Below are 18,254 nucleotides of genomic sequence, written 5' to 3'. Positions count from 1 at the left end.
GACCCCGCCCCGCGCCGGAGTCAGGCGACCTGCACGATCCGCGCGCCCTGGCACAGCGGATAGGTGGCCACCAGCTCGGCAATGCGCTCGCGCATCGTCTCGAACGAGGCGCCATACAAATACAGCGCGGTTTCGCTGGGGCCCTGCCACCAGCTGCAGACTTCGCCGTGGCCGTCGATGCGTTCCACGATCTGGTCAAACACGTAGTTCGAGTCGCACTGTTCGTAGACCTCGTCCGGCAGGTCGGTGCCGTTGAGGTACAGCGCCAGGCCTTCGGTGCTGCCGAATGCCAGGTCGGGTTCGCCTTCGCGCTGGATCAGCGAGCCCTTCGGCGCGCCGAGCTGTTCCAGCGCCTCGATCAGGTTGGGAAGAGCGGCGCCGTCGTGCAGCAGGATCTCGAGATCCCCGTACTCGACCTCACCGTCTTCGGACAGCGCGGTGCCGCCGCCCATGATCTCGCCGATGCCGGCGCCTTCCAGCATGGCATCGAGCGGATCCTCGAACAGCTGCAGGCGATGTTCGGGCTGCAGGCGGGCATTCAATTTGACGTTGAGGGAGAGCGGGGTCGTGGACATGGAATGAGCCGACAAGGAAGGTGGGTGGAATGGTAGAGCCACGCCCTGCGTGGCTGCGTGGCGATCGGCACCGCTCAGCCACGCAGGGCGTGGCTCTACCGGTTGGGTACGTTGCGCGTCGTCCGTGACATGCCGGGGTCAGATCACCGTCAGGTTGGCGTACGCCATCACCAGCCACTTGCTGCCGGCCTCGGCGAATTCCACCTGCACGCGCGCGTGCGCGCCGCTGCCTTCGTAGTCGGTGACCATGCCTTCGCCGAAGCGGGCGTGGGTGACCAGCGCACCGAGCTTGAGCGGCGGCGCTTCCAGCGCGGCGTGGCCGGCCGGGCGGCTGGCGCCCAGCGAGGCACTGCGCGAGACCTGCACCTTGGGGCGCACTTCGTTGAGCAGCTCGCGCGGAATCTCTCGCAGGAAGCGCGAGGGCACGTTGTAGTTTTCCTGGCCGTGGATGCGGCGCGACTCGGCGTAGCTCAGCACCAGCTTCTGGCGTGCGCGGGTGATGCCCACGTAGGCCAGGCGACGCTCTTCTTCGAGGCGACCACTTTCTTCCAGCGAACGCGCGCTCGGGAACAGCCCGTCTTCCATGCCGGCCAGGAACACCAGCGGGAACTCCAGGCCCTTGGCCGAGTGCAGGGTCATCAGCTGCACGCCCTCCTCGCCCGCCTGGGCCTGGCCTTCGCCGGCTTCCAGCGAGGCATAGGACAGGAACGCGACCAGCTCGCTCATGGTCTCACCGGTTTCCTCGATGTCGTCTTCGCGCCGGGTGAAGCGCGAGGCCACCGAGACCAGTTCGTCCAGGTTGTCGGCGCGCGATTCGGAATCCAGCGCGTTGCGGCTTTCCTTCGACCAGTGCTCACGCAGGCCCGAGCGGATCAACACATGGTCGATGCGTTCGGCCAAGGTCATCTCGCCGGCTTCGTGCTCCAGCTGGTTGACCAGGGTGAGGAAGCCGGCCAGCGCGTTGCGGGCGCGTGCGGCCAGTTCGTTGCCCTGGGTGGTCAGCATGGTGGCCTCCCACAGCGAGATCGCCTGGCTGCGCGCCAGCCGGCGCACTTCGTCCAGGGTGCGGTCGCCAATGCCGCGGGTGGGCGTGTTGACCGCACGTTCGAAGGCGGCGTCGTCATTGCGGTTGGTCATCAACCGCAGGTAGGCCAGCGCGTCCTTGATTTCGGCACGCTCGAAGAAGCGCATGCCGCCGTACACCCGGTACGGCACCTGCTCGGAGAGCAGCGCTTCTTCGAACGCACGCGACTGCGCATTGCTGCGGTAAAGCACGGCGGCGTCGCCATAGCTGCCACCGTCGCGCACCCACTGGCGCGCGCGCTCGACCACGTACCGCGCCTCGTCCATTTCGTTGTAGGCCGCATACAGGTCGATCGGTTCGCCGTCACCGCTGTCGGTCCACAGTTCCTTGCCGATCCGGTCCGGGTTGTGCGCGATCACCGCGTTGGCCGCGCCCAGGATGTTGGCACTGGAGCGGTAGTTCTGCTCCAGGCGCACGGTCTGCGCGCCCGGGAAATCCTTCAGGAAGCGCTGTACGTTCTCGACCTTGGCGCCGCGCCAGCCGTAGATGGCCTGGTCGTCGTCGCCGACCACGAACACGTGGCCGCTGTCGCCCGCCAGCACGCGCACGAAGGCGTACTGGATGGCGTTGGTGTCCTGGAACTCGTCCACCAGGATTTCGCGGAAGCGCGAACGGTAGTGGGCCAGCAGCGCCGGGTTGTCGCGCAGCAGTTCGTGCGCGCGCAGCAGCAGTTCGGCGAAGTCGACCAGGCCGGCGCGGTCGCAGCGCTCCTGGTAGGCCGCGTAGGCCTGGCGCATGGTCTCAAGCCAGGCGTCATTCGGCTCCGGCTGGATGTGCTGCGGGCGACGACCTTCGTCCTTCTGCTCGTTGATCCACCACGCGATCTGCTTGGGCGGATGCTTGCTGTCGTCGATCTCCAGCTGCTGCACCACGCGCTTGACCAGGCGCAGCTGGTCGTCCGAGTCCAGCACCTGGAAGCTGTCGGGCAGCTTGGCGTCCTGGTAGTGCAGGCGCAGCAGGCGGTGGGCCAGGCCGTGGAAGGTGCCGATCCACGCACCGCGGCTGCCGTGCGGCAGCTGCACGTCGATGCGGTGGCGCATTTCGCCGGCGGCCTTGTTGGTGAAGGTCACCGCGAAAATGCCATGGGTGGGCACGCCGCAGACTTCATGCAGCCAGGCGATGCGGTGGGTCAGTACGCGGGTCTTGCCGGAGCCGGCACCGGCAAGCACCAGATGGTGGCCGGGCGGTGCGGACACAGCCTCGCGCTGGGCGGGGTTGAGCCCGTCGAGCAAATGGGAAACATCCATGCGCGCATTTTACCCCGTCGGCTGCCGCCGCAGGCGTGAACCCCGCAACCGGTTCAGGCGCTACTGCGCATTCACCGCAGCCGCCTGCGCCTGCACCCGCAGTTCGGGAATCGCCAGGCTTTCCCACAGGGTGCCGATGCGCAGGCTGCCGATCACCTGGATGTTCGGATGCGGCTCGCCCTGCGCCGTGCGCAGGTGGCCGGACGCATCGCTGTCCAGGCCCAGCCCGTGCGGGCCGGGGCGGGCGTGGTCGTCGGCCAGCAGTTGCTGTACCAGCGGGTTGCGCATGCCCAGCGCGCGGGTTTCCACGCCGGTGGCGTTAATCACCGCGCTCACGCTCAGGGGTGCCAAACCGCCCCGCGCACTGTGTGCGTGCAGCTGCAGGGTGTTGCCCTGCACCAGCAGCGCGTCCAGCCGGGCCCGGTGGCGCTGCAGCTGGCCGGACTGCTCCAGCGTTTCCAGCTGGGCGTGCACGCCCTCGGCAATGCGGTGGCGGTGCACGTCCCAGTAGCGCACTACGTGGCGCAGGAAGCGTCCCTGGTCGGCCTCGTCCATGCCCTGCCACAGTGCCTGCCCGAGCGGGCGCAGGCGGTCCATCACCGCCTGCCACGGCACACCCTGTGCCTCGGCGTCGCGCGCATGGCCGCGAAGTGCGCGCAGGCGCACGCGCAGCGGCTGCGCCAGCAGCGGCTGCGGATCGAAGCCGGCACTGGCGCCATGCGCGTGCGGCAATGGCAGCAGTGCATGCCGCGACAGTACGTGGATGCGGCCGCGATGGCCGGCGGCGGTCAGGGCAAGCACGCTGTCGGCCATGCTCAGGCCGGAGCCGATGATCGCCAGGTCGTCGTCGCCGGCCAGCAGGCGCACACCGTCGTAATCCCAGGCGTCGACCACGCGGCCCGGTGGCAGGGCCTCCGCTCCGGGGGCGGGCAGCGGTCGCATGCTGTTGCCGCAGGCGAGCACCACCTGGCGGGCCTGCCAGGTGTCGCCGTCGGCGAGCCGCAGTTCGCACAGCGGCTCGCCCGGGTGCAGCGCCACCACGGCGTCCTGCACGACCTGGAGCTGGGCCGGGCTGGCGGCCTGGGCGTCGTCGAGGCGGTGCTGCAGGTAAGCGGCGTAGTGGCGACGCGGCACGAAGGTGTCGGCCAACACCTCGCGCGGCACCCCCGGCAGCGCATCGGCCTGCAGCAGGTAATCGAGGAAATCACCGGGCGACTCCGGCAGCGCGCTCATTTTTGCCGCCGGCACATTCAGCAGGTGCTCCGGCCACGGCGTGGCGTAGGCGATGCCCTGGGCCAGCGTGGAGGCGGGTTCGAACAGCGCGATCTGCATGCCGGTGGTGGCATTGCGCAGCGCGTTCAGCGCCACCAGCGTGCCGGCGGCGCCGCCACCGATGATGGCCAGGTCTGCCTGGCGCGTGGAATCAGATGCAGTCATGCGCTGCATTGTAGGTCATGGGGGTGATGCGTCTGTGCGCTACATCAAGGCATCGGCCAGCCGTGCTATGCCTTCGCGGCTGCGCCGCCATGCCGGGCGCTGGCGCCACGCATCGAGGTCGAGCTGACGCGACTGGCGCAGGTAGTCGGCCTCGATGTCGATCAGCTGCCGCACCAGCGTCGGCGCGTAGCAGAGCATGCCGATCTCTGCATTGAGCGCGAACGAGCGGATGTCCAGGTTGATCGAGCCGACCAGCGCGATGTCGTCATCCACGGTGAGGTGCTTGGCGTGCAGGAAGTGCGGTTCGTACAGCGCGATGCGCACGCCGGCGCGCAGCAGTTCGTCGTAATACGCCTCCTGCGCCCACGCGGTGAGGTGCTGGTTGTTGCTGGCCGACAGGATCAGCTGCACCTGCACGCCGGACAACGCGGCGATGCGCAGCGCGCTGAGCGTGGCTTCGTCGGGCACGAAGTACGGCGTGACCAGCACGATGCGGCGGCGCGCCAGGTGGATCAACGCGTTCACCGCGTCGCGTGCGTTGCTGAAGGGATACGCCGGGCCGCTGGGCAGCAGCTGGGTCGGCACGTCGTCGGCGCAGACCGGCTCGACCATCATCACTTCCAGGCGCTGGCCGGTTTCCATGTACCAGTCGCTGGCGAACACTGCTTCCAGGTGCGCCACCGCCGGACCGCGCACGCGTGCGACCAGTTCGCGGTTGGGAAAGCCCGGCACGAACTCGGCCTGGGCCAGGTTCTGCGAGCCGATGTAGCCGACCCGGTTGTCGATCACCGCGATCTTGCGGTGGTTGCGCAGGTCCATGCGGCCGCTGCGTCGCCAGCGCAGGCCGCCGGGCAGCATCGCGCGCACGTCCACGTCCACCGCCTGCAGGCGGTGGCGGTAGCGGCGCAGGCCACGCTTGGCACCCACCGCGTCCAGCAGCAGGCGGCACTGCACGCCACGCGCGGCAGCCCGCTGCAGGGCCTGGGCGATCAACTCGCCGACCCCATCGTCGAACATCAGGTAGTACAGCAGGTGGACGCGGTCGCGGGCCTGGTCGATGTCGTCCAGCAGGGCCTGCAGCGAGCCGTCGTAGTCGGTCAGCAGCTCGACCGCATTGCCGTGCACCGGCATGAAATCGCCCTGGCGCTCCACCAGCGGCACCATTTCCGCCGTGGCGGTGTCGGGCAGCGGGGTCCAGCGCAGTGGCGGCTGCAGGGCCTGTTCTTCACGAATCACCTGCGAGGCCTCGGCCTGGCGCTGCACGCGCTGGCGCGACAGCCACGGGTGGCCGAACAGCAGGTACAGCGGCAACCCCAGCAGCGGCACGAACCCGACCAGCAGGAGCCAGCTGCGCGCGGCCCCCGGCGTGGTGCGGCTGGGAATCCACAACAGCGCCGCCAGCCGGATCAGCCAGTCCAGCAGCAGCAACCAGGAACCCAGCAGCCATTCGAACAGCATCGGTTCGCCCTTGTCGGGGTGTGCGGGTATTCTGCCATGCGTGGCCGGAAACGAAAGAACCCGCCGGAAGGCGGGTTCGTTCGTTGGCACTCAGGCAATCCGGTGACGGATTACTTGATCTTGCCTTCCTTGTACGGGACGTGCTTGCGCACGACCGGATCGTACTTCGAGAATTCCATCTTCCCGGGGGTGTTCTTCTTGTTCTTGTCGGTCGTGTAGAAGTGACCGGTACCGGCGGTCGAAATCATACGGACCTTATCGCGCTTGCCTGCCATGATCGTCTACTCCTCAGACCTTTTCGCCGCGCGCACGCAGCTCAGCCAGAACGGAATCGATGCCGTTCTTGTCGATGGTGCGCAGTGCATGCGCGGAAACACGAAGCTTGACCCAGCGGTTCTCGCTGGCAACCCAGAAGCGGCGCTCGTGCAGGTTGGGCAGGAAACGACGACGGGTCTTGTTGTTGGCGTGCGAGACGTTGTTACCCGTCTGCACTCGCTTGCCGGAAACTTGGCATACGCGGGACATTGCGCACCTCGATGAAAGTATGTGTCAGCCCATAGCCCGGGCGACGGCGGCCTCGACGGTTTCCCGCCACACGTCATGAGAATCAAAGGGTTACGCTGACGAGGGCAGACCGGATGACGTGTTCCCGGCCGCCAATCCGGACAAATCCGGACACAGCGAGCCGCGCATTATGCAGCAGCAGCCCCAGCAGCGCAAGTTGTCCACAGATCCCCGGGGGTGCCTGCCTGAACAGGCCGCCGCCTGCACATGGCGGTCGCAGCCACTGGCGATACTGGCGCCTTTACGCAGGAGAACCTGATGCGGCTGCTTGCAGTGACCTATGGAACCGAAGGCGACACCCGGCCGCTGGTGATGCTGTGCCATGGGCTGCAGGCGGCGGGGCATGAGGTGATGCTGCTCGCGGAGGGCGGGACGCTGGGCACGGCGCTGGCGTTGGGTGTGCCGCATGCGGCGCTGGAGGGCGACATCCATGATGAGGTGGTAGCGCTGGTGTCGCGGGGTAACAACCTGGCGGCGGCGTCACGTGGGCTGGCCCGGATGGCGCAGCGGCACGTGCCGGCGTGGATGCGGCAGGCCGATGCGGCGGCGGCCGGTTGCGATGCGGTGCTGACCGGCGGGCTGGCGGCGTTCGTGGGCATGAGCGTGGCCGAGCACCATGGGCTGCCGGCCATCGGGACCGGCATGATTCCGCTGACGCCCACCGGTGACTTCCCGTCGCCGTTCCTGCCGCGGGTGTCGCTGCCAGGTGCGTTCAACCGGTTGAGCTACAGCCTGGTCAACCACGCGGTGTGGCGGACGTTCCGCAAGCCGATCAACGCGGCGCGCAAGGCAATGGGCATGGCCGCGCGACGCTCGCTCTGGCACGACCTGCCGATGCTGTACGGCATCTCGCCCAGCCTGATGCCACCACCTGCGGACTGGCCGGCAGATCACCATGTGTGTGGGCAATGGCGCGCGCCGGATGTGGACTGGCACCCAGAGCCTGCACTTCAGGCGTTCCTGGACGCAGGCCCTGCCCCTGTCTATCTGGGCTTTGGCAGCATGACCGGCTTCGACCGCAGCGTGATGCCGTCACTGCTGCAGGCGTTGGCACCGCGACGCGTGCTCTTGTTTCCCGGCTGGGCCGGCGTGCCGGACGGACCGTTGCCTGCGAACGTATTCGTGGTTGGCCCTACCCCGCACGAGGGGCTGTTCCCGCGCTGCGCGATGGTGATCCATCACGGTGGCAGCGGCACTACGCATTCTGCCTGTCGTGCCGGTGTACCGTCGGTGGTCATGCCGTTTGCCGCAGACCAGTTCTTCTGGGCAGCACGGTTGCAGGCTCTTGGCGTGGCACCTGCGCCATTGTCACAGAAGCGGCTGGACAGCGACACGTTGGCTCGTTCCATTGCATACGCCGAACAAGGGAGCGTGCGATCACGGGCAGCGGCGCTGGGAGACGCCATGGCGTTGGAAAACGGCGTTTCGACAGCTGTCAGGCTCATTACAGGCATGCACCCAGATCGGTAGCGCCGAAGAGAACGGCTCCTGCCGTTCTCTTCGGCGCTACCGCAGTCTTTCGACATCAGGTGACGTTTTTTCGGTGCAACCACCGGTACAGCACCGGCAGCACCAGCAGGGTGAGCAGCGTGGAGGAGACGATGCCGCCGATCACTACCGTGGCCAGCGGACGCTGCACTTCCGATCCGGCGCCGACGTTGAAGGCCATCGGCACGAAGCCGAGCGACGCTACCAGTGCGGTCATCAGCACCGGGCGCAGGCGACCCAGCGCCCCTTCGCGCACTGCCTCCAGCAGCGGCATGCCGCCTTCGCGCAGGCTGCGCACGAAGCTGATCATCACCAGGCCGTTGAGCACCGCCACGCCGGACAGCGCGATGAAGCCAACACCGGCCGAGATCGACAGCGGAATGCCGCGCGCGGCCAGCGCGAGTACGCCGCCAGTGAGGGCCAGCGGCACGCCGCTGAACACGATGGCGGCGTCCTTGACCGACCCGAACGCCCAGAACAGCAGCGCGAAGATCACGATCAAGGTGACCGGCACCACGATCGCCAGGCGCTGGCTGGCCGAGATCAGCTGCTCGAAGCTGCCGCCGTACTCGATCCAGTAGCCGTTGGGCACCTGCACGTCGCGGGTGATCGCCTGCTGCAGGTCGCTGACGAAGCTGCCCAGGTCGCGGTCGCGCACGTTGGCGGTGACCACGATGCGGCGCTTGCCGTTTTCGCGGTTGATCTGGTTCGGGCCTTCGCTGTTGGCCAGGGCGGCCAGTTCGCGCAGCGGCACGGTGCGCGCGGTGCCGCTGGTCCAGCCGCCGGCCTGGCTGGATTCGTCGGCATCGCCGCCGTCCAGCGCCGGCGCCAGCGACACCGGCAGGTCGGCCAGGGCAGCCGGGTCCTGGCGCAGCGCCTCGGGCAGGCGCACCACGATGTCGAAGCGGCGGTCGCCCTCGAACAGCTGGCCGGCCACCTGCCCGCCCACGGCCGTAGCCACGGTGGACTGCACCTGGCCGGGGTTGAGTCCGTAGCCTGCCAGTGCACTGCGGTTGGGCGTCACGGTGAGCAGTGGCAGGCCGCTGGTTTCCTCTACCCGCACATCAGCTGCGCCAGGCACGCTTCCGGCCACGCTGGCGATTCGCTTGCCGACCGACAACAGGGTCTCCAGGTCGTCACCGAACAACATCACCGCCACGTCGGCACGCACGCCGGAGATCAATTCGTTGGTGCGCATCTGGATCGGCTGGGTGAACTCGTAGTTGTTGCCGGGCAGCTGCTCCACCGCCGTTTCCAGCTCGGCCAGCAGGGCGGCGCGCGGCTTGCGCGGGTCCGGCCACGCCTTGCGCGGTTTCATCATGATGAAGGTGTCGGCCACCGACGGCGGCATCGGGTCGGAGGCGACCTCGGGCGTGCCGATCTTGGAGAACACCCTGCTCACTTCCGGGAACTGCACCAGGCGGGTCTCGATCAGCTTCTGCATCTCGATCGACTGGCTCAGGCTGGTGCCGGGAATGCGCATGGCATGCATGGCCACGTCGCCCTCGTCCAGGTTGGGTACGAACTCGCTGCCCAGACGGGTGGCGAGCAGTCCGCAGCCAACCACCAGCACCAGCGCACCGGCGACCATCCAGCGTCCACGTCGCAGCGCGAAGGCCAACAGCGGCTCATAGCGCCGACGCACCCAGGCCATCACGCGGTTCTCCTTTTCCTGCACGTTGCCGCCCAGGAACAGCGCGATGGCGGCCGGCACGAAGGTCAGCGCCAGCAGCATCGCACCGCTCAGCGCCAGCACCACGGTGATTGCCATGGGGTGGAACATTTTTCCTTCCACGCCCGACAACGCGAAGATCGGCAGGTATACCGCGGTGATGATGCCCAGCCCGAACAGGCTGGGACGGATCACCTCGGCGGTGGCGCTGGCGGTTTCGGCAAAGCGCTCCTCACGGGTCATGGCCCGACCCAGCGCATGCTGGCGTTCGCCGAAGCGGCGCAGGCAGTTCTCGATGATGATGACCGCGCCGTCGACGATCAGGCCGAAATCCAGCGCGCCCAGGCTCATGAGGTTGGCCGAGACCCCACCGCGCGCCATGCCGGTAAGGGTGAAGAGCATGGCCAGCGGAATCACCGCGGCCGTGATCAGCGCGGCGCGGAAATTGCCGAGCAGCAGGAACAGCACCACGATCACCAGCAGCGCACCTTCCACCAGGTTCTTCGCAACGGTCTGGATGGTGCGGTCGACCAGGCTGGTGCGGTCGTAGCTGGCGGTGACGGTGACGCCTTCGGGCAGGCTGCGTTGCGCCTGCTCCAGCCTGGCCGCGGCGGCCTGGGCCACTTCGCGGCTGTTCGCACCGATCAGCATCACCACCGTGCCCATCACCACTTCGTGCCCGTCCTGGGTGGCGGCGCCGCTGCGCAGCTCGGGCCCGTCGGCGACCTCGGCCACGTCGTGCACGTGGATCGGCACGCCTTCGCGGCGGGCCAGCACGATGTTGCCGATCTCTTCCAGGTTGGCGACCTGGCCGGGAATGCGCACCAGGAACTGCTGGCCGTTGCGTTCGATGTAGCCGGCGCCGACGTTCTGGTTGTTGCTTTCCACCGCCTGGGCCACGTCTTCCAGGGTAAAGCCCAGCGCGCGCAGGCGCGCCGGGTCGGGCGTGATGTGCACTTGGCGCTGGAACCCACCGATGGTGTTGACCTCGGTCACCCCCGGCACGTTGCGCAGCTGCGGGCGGATCACCCAGTCCTGCAGGGTGCGCAGGTCGGTGGCGGTGTAGGCGCTGCCATCGGGTTTGCGCGCCGCCGGATCGGCGTCGACGGTGTACATGAAGATCTCGCCGAGGCCGGTGGAAATCGGCCCCAGCTGCGGGTCCAGCCCGGCCGGGATCTGCGACTTCACCTGCTGCAGGCGTTCGGCGACCTGTTGCCGCGCGAAGTAGATGTCGGTGCCATCCTCGAACACCACGGTGACCTGCGACAGCCCATAGCGCGACAGCGAGCGCGCCTGCTCCATGCGCGGCAGGCCGGCCATCACCGTTTCCACCGGGTAGGTGATGCGTTGTTCGGCCTCCAGTGGCGAGTAGCCCGGCGCGGCGGTGTTGATCTGCACCTGGACGTTGGTGATGTCCGGCGTGGCGTCGATCGGCAGCTTGGTGAAGCTCCACACGCCCACCGCGACCAGCGCGGCGGTGAGGGTCATCATCAGCCAGCGATGCGCGATGGAAGTGGCGATGATGCGTTCAAGCAACGCGGGGCGCTCAGTGTTCATGCGCGGCCCCTGCCTTGCCGATGTCGGCCTTCACTACGTAGCTCTGTTCGACCACCACGTTCTCGCCTACCGCCAGGCCGTCGAGTACCTCGATCTGCGTGGCATCGCGCGCACCCAGCCGCACATTGCGCGCGGTGTAGGTGTCGCCGGTGCGCACGAACACCACGTCCTTGCCATCCAGCGTCTGCAGCGCGCTCAGCGGCACCACCTGCGCGGCCGGCCTCGTGGCCACCACGATGCGCGCCTTCACCGCCGCGCCCGGCCTCCACAGGCCGTCGTCGTTGCGCAGGGTGGCGCGGGCCACCGTGCTCTGGCTGGCGGTGGCAGTTCCCGGCAGCACGCGTTCCAGCGTGGTCGCCTGGGTGACGCCGTCGGTCATGCGCGAGACGGTGACCGGCACGCCGGCGGTGATGTGCTGGGTGTCGTTGCCGAAGATGTGCAGGTCGACCCACAGCGTGGACAGATCGCCGATCTCGAACAGGGGAGTACCCTCGCCCGCCACGCCACCGACCTGGGCCTGGCGCGCCAGCACCACGCCGCTGATCGGCGCGCTCACCGTGTAGGTGGTGAGGCTGAGGTTGCTTTCGATGCTGGCCAGCACCTGCCCGGCCTTGACCGTGTCGCCGACGTTGGCCCGCAGCGAACGGATCGGCCCGGGGAAGCGTGCCATCACCTGGGCCACGCGTCCGTCCACCGGGGTCAGCAGGCCCTGCACATCGTGCTCGTCGGCAATCCTGCCGGCGGCGACGGGCGCAACCCGGATGCCCGACTGTTCGGCCATGGCAGCGGGAATGACCGTGCTCTCCGGCGCATCGGCGCCGATGCTCCCGGGCGAATCGCCGTGATCATCGCCGCGTAGCGACACGCCATGCGGTGTCCTGGGCGTGCCCGTCCCGCTCGCCATCCCCGGCATCCGACGGTACATCCCTGCCACAGCCCGACAAGGCAGACAGACACAGCAGCAGGAAGGCCATGCGCGATGCGCGCGAAATGATTGAGAAGTTCATGGACGGTCTTCCTCTGACGTGGCGGCGAGCATGCTCTGCCCGGTAAGGCGCTGGATCTCGATCAGGCCGGTCTGCGCAGCGATTGCCGCATCCAGCTGGCGCTGCCGCGCTTCGATGCGCATGGCCTGCAGCTGGGCCCACTCCATGTAACTGATCGCCCCCGCACGCCAGGCCTTTTCGGCGGCGTTTTCAGCGCGCTGGAGTTGCGGCAGCACATCGCGCGCCATCCGCTGCACTTCCAGCCGTGAAGTTTCGTAGCGACCGTGTGCGTCGGCCAGGGTGGCGTACAGCTGCAGCGCGCGCGCTTCGCGCTCCACGCCGTTGAGCGCGAGTTCGGCCTCGGCGGCGCGGATCTCCGGCGCGGCACGCGCGACGCTGCCCAGCGCCAGGCTGAAGCCGCCGACCAGTGAGGTGTCGCGGCTGTCGCGGCTGTCGCGGCTGTTGCGCACGCCGACCTGCCAGTTGAAATCCGGCCGCGCCTGGGTGCGCGCGAGTTGAAGCTGGGCGTCGCGCACCCGGCGTTCGCCGGCCAGCACCGCCAGCTCCGGGGTGCGCTGCAGTTCCTCTGCCAGCACGTCGAACGGCTGCAGCGCGGGCAGCTGCAGCGGGTCGCCGCTGACCACGTCGAAACCGGGTTCGCGCTCGCGCCAGAGCGCGGCCAGGGCCACGCGCGCGGCGCGGTCGGCCTGCAGCGCGCGGTCGCGGTCGACTTCGGCCTGCGCCAGCATGGCCTGGGCGGTCAGCAGCACCGACTCGGGCGAGGCACCGGCCTGCAGCCGCAGCCGTGCGGCTGCCACCGCGCGGCGCCGCTGCTCGATGTCGGTCTGGGCGATGGCCAGCTGCGCGCGCGCTTCGGTGATGGCCAGGTAGCGCTGGGCCACTGCCGCCATCAGGTCCAGGCGGGCGATCTCGCGCTGCGGCGCGAGGGCGTCCAGATTGGCCTGGGCCAGCACGCGACGGGCGTCGAGCTTGCCGCCCCGCTCCAGCACGCCGGCCAGGGTGACGGTGAGTTCGGCGGCGTCGAAACCGCGGTTGGCGCCACTGCCCAGTGCGTTCTCCAGCTCAACGCCAACGGTCAGCGGCGGGCCGAAGGCGGCGGCGTCGCGGCGGGCCTCCCAGATCGGGCGCTGGGCGTCGGCCAAGCGCAGGTCCGGGTGCTGCCGCGCGACGCGGGCGATGGCCTGGTCCAGGCTGAGCGGGGTGGTCGACGGCATGGCGACCGCGGGAGGGACATCGACGAACGGGGTGACAGGCGTGCTGCCCTGCGCATGCGCGCACGGCACGAACGCAATGGCAGCAACGGCTGCCAGACGCATCCACATGGGGAATCTCCGAGTTGCGGTTCAAAGGTGACGTCGCGGCATCGCGCCGCGTGGGTCACACCGCTATCGGGGGGCGCAGCAGGCTCTCGGGTGGCTGCGCCAGCAGCTGCGCGGTCAGTCCGGCCGGCACCGCATGTGCGGGCGCGGCCGGCAACGACCAGGACGAAGCGGCCAGCGGCAGCACGCCGCCATGGCCATGGCACTGCCCGCAATGCACCAGCGCGTGCAGCAGGCGCGCACCGTCGTCATCGTCGTGCGTGCCATCGATGTCGTCGTCCGCTGCACCGCTCGTCGGCGGTGCATGCGACGCCGCATGCGCCTGCCCGGTCACATCGGCATGCGACAACGCGTGCAGGTCACCCAGGGCCGAGGCCAGCGCACCACCGGCCGTGCCAAGCAGCAGCACCACCAGCATCAGCAGGCGGAGCGGCAGCGACAGGTGGCGGCGCAGGCGGGACATCATCGGCGCAGGGTAGCCGCGCCGATGTCCGTTACACAATCGCAGCGGGCGCGGCCGTTCATGCCGTGCGCGCCGTTGCGGGGGCATAGCGGGCCTGGTGCTGGTCGTGCTGGCGCAGGGCTTCGGCCGCGGTGCATGGGCCCGGTGTCGGCTTGCGCGCGCGGCCGTCGCAGGTCGGCACCTGCAGCAGGTAGTCGCACTGCACCGTGCCGTCACTGCGGCCCAGGCTGCCCGGTACGGTGCGTACCGGGTCGCAGCCGACCCGCACCCGGTGCGAGAAGGACGGGCTGATGTCCTCCACCCGCAGGCTTGGCACACCCAGGCGTTCACCCAACCCGACCGTGTCGTTGAAGTCACCGGCGTGCGCGTCGCCGACCAGCGCCACCCAGCGCTGCATGGGCGCGATGGCGCGCTGCTGCCGCTGATCGTGCGCGATGCGTTGGGCGGCCACGTGGTTCATGACCTTGATGCGCAGCTCGAGCGAATCCAACCCGGCCGTTCCCTGCGCGCCCCCCAGGTGGTAGCTGGCCATCAGGTCCAGCGCGACGACGCGGATGCCCGCGTCCGCCGCCGCCTGCACCAGGGCACGGAAGGTGCCTCCGCTGGCCGCGTGGGTGTTGTGGCCCATGTCCTGCGCGGCCAGGAAGCGCTCCAGTGCGAGCGACGGAGTGCCCGTGCGATGCAGCTGCCTGAGGTCGTCGCCGTGGATGTCGTCCTGCAGGTGTTCCAGGTACAGCGTGGTCACGCCCAGCTTCCGGAGCGTGTCCATGTGGTCGATCAACAGGCGCTTGCTGCCCTGGGCAGCATGGTTTTCGCCGATCACCAGCCCGTTGGAGCACTGATAAAGCCGTTCCAGCAGTCTGGCGTGGCTGGAGGGCGGCGCGAGGTCGGGCCACGGGCGGCGCACGCCGAGCGCCTGCGCCGGGGCACCCAGCGCGGCATCCACCAGCTGCGCGCGCGTGGTGAAGAAGCTCTCGATCGCGCTGCGCTCATCGCGGTCCTGCAACGGCATCGCGTACTGCGAGTCGAGCAGGCGGCGATACTTCTGCATCAACGGGACCAGCACCTGCACATGGCCGGACGGCACGGCGAAGCGCTGCAACGGGTCGGGCTTGGGCGGGCGTGGGGGTGCCGTGTCCGGCCGAAGCGCCGTCGCGCCGGCAGCAGGCCGGTTATGTACTTCCAGCAGGCGCGGCGTCGCGGCGGGACGACGACGCGCCGCGCGCGGGGAGAGCGAAGAAATCAGACGGTACTTCAGTGCGGACAGGGCATCCAGCATGGTCGAGCTCCTTATGGGGGTCGACCAGCCTAGCCATCTGCCGGGCGCGCTCTGCGACGCGCTAAGCAGTTTCCGCATCGTGCCGGAAGGCCATGTGCCGATGCGTGCGCCAGCGCACATCGGCCATGGCCATTGCCGACATCAGGGGGCGCGGTTCGCGTCGATGTACGCGCGGATCTGTGCATCCAGCACCGGCAACGGCACCGAGCCCTGCTTGAGCACGGCGTCGTGGAAGGCCTTGACGTCGAAGCGGTCGCCCAATGCCTTCTCCGCTTCACCACGCAGGCGCACGATCGCGATCTCCCCCAGCTTGTAGCTCAGCGCCTGGCCCGGCCAGGAGATGTAGCGGTCCACTTCGGTGGTGACTTCGTGTTCGCTCAGCGCGGTGTGGTCGCGCAGGTAGGCCAGCGCCTGCTCGCGGGTCCAGCCCTTGTGGTGCACGCCGGTGTCGATCACCAGGCGCGCGGCGCGCCACATTTCATAGGTCAGGCGACCGAAATCCTCGTACGGGGTTTCGTAGATGCCCATTTCGATGCCGAGCCGTTCGCTGTACAGGCCCCAGCCTTCGCCATACGCGGAGATGTAGGCGTTGCGGCGGAACTCGGGCTGTTCGCCCTGCTCGGCGGCCAGCGCGCCCTGCAGCGCATGGCCCGGGTCGGACTCGTGCAGGGTCAGCGCCGGGAGGTTGTACAGCGGACGCGCCGGCAGGTTGTAGGTGTTCACCCAGTAGGTGCCCATGCCGCCACGGCCGGCGGTCCAGAACGGGGCGATGTCCGGCGGCACCGGCACGATGGTGAAGCGGGCGCGCGGCAGGGTCATGTACTTGCCGATCACCCCGTCCACGCGCTTGGAGATCCACGCGGCGCGGTGCAGCAGCTCGTCCGGTGTCTTGGCGTAGAACTGCGGGTCGGTGCGCAGGAAGGTCAGGAACTCGGCGAAGCTGCCCTTGAACCCGACCTGCTTGATGACGTCGTTCATTTCCTTCTGGATGCGCGCCACTTCCTTCAGGCCGATCTCGTGGATCTGCTGCGGGGTGAGGTCGAGCGTGGTGTATTCGTGGATCTGCTGCTGGTAGTAGGCCTTGCCGTCCGGCATCGCTTCGGCGGCCAGGGTGGTGCGCGCCTGCGGCACGTATTCGCTGACGAAGAAGGTGCGCAGCTTGGCGAACGCGGGCACCACGCTGCCGCTGATCGCCTGGCGGGCCTGGGCCTGCAGTTCGGCCTGCTCGGCCGCGGGAATGCTGGCCGGCAGCTTCCTGAAAGGCGCGTACAGAGGCGACTGGGTCGGGTCCTTCAGCTCGGACACGGTGGCGATGGAGACCTCGCGGCCGTCGAGCACGGCCTGCGGCACGCTGAAACCGCGCTTGAGGCCGGCGCGCATGTTCTCCGTCTGCTGGTCGAAGTACCGCGGCACATCGTTGAGCTTGGCGATGTAGTTGCGGTAGTCCTTGGCGGTCTTCATCTCTCGGCGCGCCATGAACGAGATGCCGGACCAGAACGAGGAGTCCGAATTGAACGGCATTTCGTACGCGCGCAGGCGCACGTCGGCGGCGAGGTTGTAGACCTGGTCGCGGTAGATGGCGTAGTTGACCCGGTTGGTCGGCGAGAGCGCCTTGGTGTCGAGCGTGTCGAGCTGGGCCAGCACGTCGTCCCAGACCACCAGGCGCGCCTGCTGCGCGGCCGCGCCCACGTCGGGCATGCGGGTGGCGTTGGCCGGGCCGTCGCTGTCTTCGCTGGCCTCACCGCCGCCGGTCTGGCGCCAGGCCCATTCCTTCTCGTAGATGGCCCGGAACGCGGCGTCGGCCGGGGATTCAGCGGCCAGGCTGGCCGGCGCGGCGGCGTTGGCCGGCGGTGCGGCCTGCATGGCGTGGGCAGGAAGGGCCAGGGCGAGCAGCAACGCAGCAACGAGCGGTGATTTCACGATCAGGGGTTCCCAGGGGACGGCAAACCCCGATCATGGCACCCCGGTCTGGCCTGCGCATGGACCGATTGTCATGCACATCAGTGTTCCGCGCGATCCCGTTTCCAGCCCCGGTGCTGGATATCCAGCTTCAGGCTGTACAACGCCGTGAACGCCGGGAACAGGTTCTGCAGCACGCCCACCGAGTCCTGCTTGGCCGAGAACAGGAAGTAGCTCAGCGTCATCAGGCTGCCGACCACGCTCATGTACCAGAACAGGCGCGGGATCACCGGCTTGCCGGCGCGGCGCGAGGCCACGAACTGGACCAGCCAGCGGCCGCCGAACATCAGCGCGCCGGTGTAGCCGATCAGCTTCCAGCCGGTCACGTGCAGGCCGGTCCAGAACAGCCAGGTCAGCGGTTGGTCGAGCCAGTGGATTTCCATCAACGCTCTTCCACGGCGGTGCGCCGGCTGCGCGTGATGAGCCAGGCCACCCCGCGCAGGTCGCGGATGCCGACCAGCGCGCGGCCCAGGTTGTTGTACTTGGAGACCCCGGCGGTGCGGTGGCGGTGGTTGACCGGCACGCTTACGGTTTTCCAGCCGGCCCGCTGCATCAGCGCCGGCAAGTACCGGTGCATGTGGTCGAAATACGGCAGGTCCAGGAAGGCATCGCGCTCGAACAGCTTGATGCCGCAGCCGGTGTCGGGGGTGTCGTCGCGCAGCATACGCGCGCGGATCGCATTGGCCCACTTGCTGGCCCAGCGCTTGCTGCCGCTGTCCTGGCGGTTGACCCGCCAGCCGGCGAACAGTTTGACCTGTGCTTCGGCACCGGCACGGGCGGCCAGCAGCCTGGGAATGTCGGCCGGATCGTTCTGGCCGTCGCCGTCCAGGGTGGCGATCCAGGGCGCGCGCGCCTGCTTGACGCCGTTGCGCACGGCCGTGCTCTGCCCGCTCTGGGTCACATGGTGCAGCACCCGCAGTTCCGGGTTGGCCGCCTTCAGCGATTCGAGCACGGCCAGGGTGTCGTCGCGCGAGTGGTCGTCGATGTAGACGATCTCGAAGGCGATGTGTCCGCGCAGCGCAGCGGTGATCTCGTCGATCAACGGCTGTACGTTGTCGCGCTCATTGAACACCGGGACGACGACCGACAACTGGGGGTGGCTCATGTTCGGGCTCTGCGAGGGGCAAGCGTGAAAAAGACCGCGC

The 18,254-nt window shown here is 68.6% G+C and carries 14 protein-coding genes and 1 pseudogene; 1 reads left to right on the top strand and 14 read right to left on the bottom strand.

Translation table 11 applies throughout. The features are described 5' to 3' along the window. Positions 1–20 precede the first annotated feature (20 nt). The 6 genes from C2U58_RS12730 to rpmB form a co-directional block, all read right to left on the bottom strand. The gene (locus C2U58_RS12730; RefSeq protein WP_102946197.1) at positions 21–575 is read right to left on the bottom strand and encodes a hypothetical protein; all 555 of its coding nucleotides are present in this window, start codon (positions 573–575) and stop codon (positions 21–23) included. A gap of 138 nt (positions 576–713) precedes the next feature. Beyond that, on the bottom strand, positions 714–2,906 hold the full coding sequence (uvrD, locus tag C2U58_RS12725; RefSeq protein ID WP_102946196.1) for a DNA helicase II: 2,193 nt from the start codon (positions 2,904–2,906) through the stop codon (positions 714–716). A 60-nt stretch (positions 2,907–2,966) separates the two neighbouring features. Next, positions 2,967–4,343 (bottom strand): FAD/NAD(P)-binding protein, encoded by a 1,377-nt coding sequence (locus tag C2U58_RS12720; RefSeq protein WP_253256732.1) that lies wholly within the window; start codon positions 4,341–4,343, stop codon positions 2,967–2,969. A gap of 39 nt (positions 4,344–4,382) precedes the next feature. After that, positions 4,383–5,801: a cardiolipin synthase gene (gene cls / locus C2U58_RS12715; RefSeq protein WP_102946194.1), complete on the bottom strand. Its 1,419-nt coding sequence runs from the start codon at positions 5,799–5,801 to the stop codon at positions 4,383–4,385. Between the two features lie 110 nt (positions 5,802–5,911). Beyond that, complete coding sequence (gene rpmG, locus C2U58_RS12710) at positions 5,912–6,079, bottom strand: 50S ribosomal protein L33 (protein WP_170272460.1); 168 nt, start codon at positions 6,077–6,079, stop codon at positions 5,912–5,914. A gap of 10 nt (positions 6,080–6,089) precedes the next feature. Then, positions 6,090–6,326 carry a 50S ribosomal protein L28 gene (gene rpmB, locus C2U58_RS12705; RefSeq protein ID WP_005411638.1) on the bottom strand — a complete coding sequence of 79 codons (237 nt, stop codon included), beginning with the start codon at positions 6,324–6,326 and terminating at the stop codon, positions 6,090–6,092. A 297-nt stretch (positions 6,327–6,623) separates the two neighbouring features. Here rpmB and C2U58_RS12700 point away from each other — a divergent pair, with 297 nt between their 5' ends. After that, positions 6,624–7,835: a glycosyltransferase gene (locus C2U58_RS12700; protein WP_102946308.1), complete on the top strand. Its 1,212-nt coding sequence runs from the start codon at positions 6,624–6,626 to the stop codon at positions 7,833–7,835. 55 nt (positions 7,836–7,890) lie between these two features. Here the strand turns inward: C2U58_RS12700 and C2U58_RS12695 are convergent, their stop codons facing one another. The 8 genes and pseudogenes from C2U58_RS12695 to C2U58_RS12660 all read right to left on the bottom strand — a co-directional run bounded on the left by C2U58_RS12695 (position 7,891) and on the right by C2U58_RS12660 (position 18,214). Beyond that, positions 7,891–11,061 (bottom strand): CusA/CzcA family heavy metal efflux RND transporter, encoded by a 3,171-nt coding sequence (locus C2U58_RS12695; RefSeq protein ID WP_172448147.1) that lies wholly within the window; start codon positions 11,059–11,061, stop codon positions 7,891–7,893. A 10-nt stretch (positions 11,062–11,071) separates the two neighbouring features. Then, positions 11,072–11,881, bottom strand: a pseudogene (locus C2U58_RS12690) (efflux RND transporter periplasmic adaptor subunit); the annotation flags it as partial. 204 nt (positions 11,882–12,085) lie between these two features. Then, the gene (locus C2U58_RS12685; RefSeq protein ID WP_102946192.1) at positions 12,086–13,411 is read right to left on the bottom strand and encodes a TolC family protein; all 1,326 of its coding nucleotides are present in this window, start codon (positions 13,409–13,411) and stop codon (positions 12,086–12,088) included. Between the two features lie 55 nt (positions 13,412–13,466). After that, positions 13,467–13,871, bottom strand: a complete 405-nt coding sequence (locus C2U58_RS12680) for a hypothetical protein (RefSeq protein WP_253256731.1) — start codon at positions 13,869–13,871, stop codon at positions 13,467–13,469. A 58-nt stretch (positions 13,872–13,929) separates the two neighbouring features. Continuing rightward, complete coding sequence (locus C2U58_RS12675) at positions 13,930–15,150, bottom strand: membrane-targeted effector domain-containing toxin (protein ID WP_146033461.1); 1,221 nt, start codon at positions 15,148–15,150, stop codon at positions 13,930–13,932. A gap of 141 nt (positions 15,151–15,291) precedes the next feature. Further along, positions 15,292–17,013 (bottom strand): DUF885 family protein, encoded by a 1,722-nt coding sequence (locus C2U58_RS12670; protein WP_253256740.1) that lies wholly within the window; start codon positions 17,011–17,013, stop codon positions 15,292–15,294. Positions 17,014–17,150: 137 nt separating this feature from the next. Next, positions 17,151–17,492: a lipid-A-disaccharide synthase N-terminal domain-containing protein gene (locus C2U58_RS12665; RefSeq protein ID WP_102946189.1), complete on the bottom strand. Its 342-nt coding sequence runs from the start codon at positions 17,490–17,492 to the stop codon at positions 17,151–17,153. Then, positions 17,492–18,214 carry a glycosyltransferase family 2 protein gene (locus tag C2U58_RS12660; protein WP_102946188.1) on the bottom strand — a complete coding sequence of 241 codons (723 nt, stop codon included), beginning with the start codon at positions 18,212–18,214 and terminating at the stop codon, positions 17,492–17,494. Before C2U58_RS12660 ends, C2U58_RS12665 begins: the two co-directional genes overlap by 1 nt. Positions 18,215–18,254: the final 40 nt, after the last annotated feature.

The organism is Stenotrophomonas sp. VV52 (genome assembly GCF_002893095.1).
GTDB classification, from domain to species: Bacteria; Pseudomonadota; Gammaproteobacteria; order Xanthomonadales; family Xanthomonadaceae; genus Stenotrophomonas; species Stenotrophomonas aracearum.
This window is presented reverse-complemented; position numbering and strand designations above follow the sequence as displayed.